This window comes from Achromobacter sp. Marseille-Q0513 (genome assembly GCF_018195695.1).
Taxonomy (GTDB): Bacteria; Pseudomonadota; Gammaproteobacteria; order Burkholderiales; family Burkholderiaceae_B; genus Achromobacter.
Genome location: NZ_JAGTJY010000326.1, coordinates 1 through 2741, shown reverse-complemented (window position 1 = coordinate 2741; position 2741 = coordinate 1). Strand labels below are relative to the sequence as shown.

The window sequence follows — 2741 nt, the reverse complement described above, 5'->3', positions numbered from 1 at the left end:
ACGCTGCACGTTGCGCGCCGATCCCCTCGGAACGGCGCGCAACGTGCAGCGTATGTACGGATCATAGCGCCGGACGGACGAGACGCCGGCAAGCGCTGCTCCGGACCTATTTGTGACAAAAAACAACGACTTTAAAACTCTTCACATTTATTCAACAAGGTCTCGTATTCCGTTTGCAGCGCTCCGGGTAAATTCGCCTCTTGCCGGCATCGGCGGCCTGGCCGTTGCGATGACGGCGAGCGGCCGTGGCAGCCCGAGACAGGGAGAAGCGTCCAGGGCGGTCAAGGCGTGATCGGCAGCTGTAAAAGCGCCGCAATACCAATAAGAGAATCAATCTCGATATCAGTCATCCGTCGCGCAGGGCGGCGGGTGCAATTCAGGGAATACGGGAAAGAGGGTATGCCGGATACGGTCGTCTATATCAGGAGCCAGCCCCGCTACGGGGATCAGGTCGTGGCGTTTCCAACGCTCTATCAGCTCAAGCAATGGTGGCCGTCGCAGCGGCTGCGGGTCGTGGCCCGGGATGACGTGGGGCGTTACTACACGTCCCTGCCCTGGGTGGACGAATTCGTGCGCGTGTCCAGCTTCCGCGAACACGTGCGCTGCCTGCCCGCGCGCGCCAATGCGTCGATCAATCTGCATCACAGCAGCGAGCGCTACGGGCTGGTCAGCATGCTGCGCCGCCCGGCGTTGCGCATGGGATTCCGCAACAATCGCCTGAGCGACCGCGCCTGGACGCATTCGCATCCCAAGAACATCGGCGAATACATCGGCCTGGCCAATCTGCGGCTGCTGGGCACCTACCGTTCCTTCGATCCCCATCAGGCAGCGCTGAACTGCTTCCGGGAAATCGCCGAACAGCGCAAGCGCCCGGTGGCGCCGGTCGACGTGGTGATGGTCCCCGGCGGCGGTTCAGGGCCGTTCAAGCGCTGGAGCATCGCGCACTACATCCGGCTGGCGGACCTGCTCAAGACTTCGCTCGGGCGCGGCACGCAGTTTTCCTTCGTGCTGGGGCCGGACGAGGCCGCCGAGCTCGAACTGATCAACAGCCTGCGCCGTCCGGAATTCCGGATCGAGTATTGCCGGACCATTCCGGAGCTGTCGGCGCTGATGCTGCGCGCGCGCCTGATCGTCGCCAATGACTGCGGTCCTTCGCATATCGCGCAGGGCGTGGGCGTGCCTTACGTGGGCGTGTTCAACGAACCGAACCCCGAGTGGTTCTGGCAGCGGCCGGGCGCAGTCGATGTGGTTCCCGACGTCGCCGGCGCGGGCATCAACAGCATCGCGCCGGAAAAGGTGCTGGCCGCCTGCATGGGCGCGCTGGCGGCGGATCCGGTGGATCGTGTGCTGCCCGTCGCGGCCTGAACCCGGGCGGCCCTTGCGGCCGCCATTCGAATTTGCGCCCTGGCGCGGCCCGGCGCGCGCCGCGCCTCAGGCGGCCGCGCCGCGCAGATGGCGCTTGTCGCGGATCTGCGGCGGGGGCTTTGCACAGCGACGCTGGTAGGCGCGCACGGGCTCGCTGTCCGACGGATGGAACAGCGGGTGCGGGTAGTCCACGGCGCGCAGCGCATCGTACAGCCGCCGGCCCCATACGCATTGCGCCTCGGCCTGGTCCCAGATCCGCCGCGCCAGCGCCTGCTGGCCGTCATTCCACAGCGCCAGGCCGTAGTCGGCGACCATTTCTTCTTCGCGCGGCCAGTCCGCGTAGCCGCGCCGCAACAGCGCCAGGCCGCCCGCCGAGTCGCCGCGCTGCACGAGTATCCAGCCCAGTGTGGCGCCGTTGTAGGGCCGCAGTCCGGCCGTGCGGATCGAGCGCCGCGCCTGCGCCTCGGCCTGCGCCAGATAGTCCGGGAAGTCGGCCAGGTAATAGGCGATGCTGTTGGCATAGTCCGGGTCCGGCCGCGTCGCGGCGTTGCGGGCCTGGCGTCGCTGCAATTCGACGGCGTCGGCCAGGGCCTCGCCCGGCATGCCCAGCAGCTTGTGAAGCGTGTAGCGCTCGGCCAGCGTCGCGTCGTCCAGTGGGCTCAGGCGTTCGATCCAGGCCGGCGCGCTGGCGTCGGCGAGGGTGCGCCGTGCCCAGTCGGGCTGGCCCGCGCCCAGCAGCACGGCCGCCAGCGCCACCTTGCCCGCGCGCGTGTCGGCGCAGCGCATGGCGGCGATCTGCGCGCGCGCGGCGTCCAGGTCACGCCGGACCAGTTCCAGATTCACGGCGTTCAATTCGGGAAAGCAGTCCAGCTCGAAACCGGAGTCGCTGCTGGTGTACAGATTGAGCGAGGCCGCCGGCATGGCATCGCTGACATAGGCGGTGTTGCCCTGGGCCGTGGTGTAGCCGAGGTCGACCAGCAGCTCGCCCCAGCGCTGATGCAGGCCGATGCGGTAGGGGTAGCGGGTCAGCGGCTCGTTTTCGAAACTGCTGCTCAGTTGGAACACCTGGCCCCAGCTGTTATCGCCAGCCAGGCGGACAAGGGTGAAATCGCGCGCCAGGTGATCGGTGTCGGTCCAGATCCAGGCGGTACGTCCTTGCGCATCGGTCACGCCGGGAAACACGCCGCTGCCGTCGGGCCCGGGGGTTGCGCCCTACACGCCCTACCGGCTGGTCCCGGCCGCCGGGGGCCAGCCGGTCCCCCACACCCCCCCCCGCCGCGGCGCTGGTCACCGCGGGCCCCCCTGCCACAGGCGGCCCGCCCCGGGCCGGGCCGGCACCGGCGACCCGGCGCCCGCGCTCCCCCCTGTCCGCCCTG

The 2741-nt window shown here is 68.7% G+C and carries 2 protein-coding genes; one reads left to right on the top strand and one right to left on the bottom strand.

Going from position 1 to position 2741, the window contains the following annotated elements; translation table 11 throughout:
* Positions 1 to 399: 399 nt before the first annotated feature.
* A complete protein-coding gene (locus tag KDH83_RS30210; RefSeq protein WP_212322612.1) occupies positions 400 to 1365 on the top strand; it encodes a glycosyltransferase family 9 protein in 966 nt (321 codons plus the stop codon).
* 66 nt (positions 1366 to 1431) lie between these two features.
* Here KDH83_RS30210 and KDH83_RS30205 read toward each other — a convergent pair whose 3' ends face one another.
* A complete protein-coding gene (locus KDH83_RS30205) occupies positions 1432 to 2535 on the bottom strand; it encodes a hypothetical protein (protein ID WP_212322609.1) in 1104 nt (367 codons plus the stop codon).
* Positions 2536 to 2741: the final 206 nt, after the last annotated feature.

Excerpts from the sequence above, each read along its gene's own strand:
- KDH83_RS30210 (WP_212322612.1), top strand. The coding sequence starts at position 400 with ATGCCGGATACGGTCGTCTATATCAGGAGCCAGCCCCGCTACGGGGAT.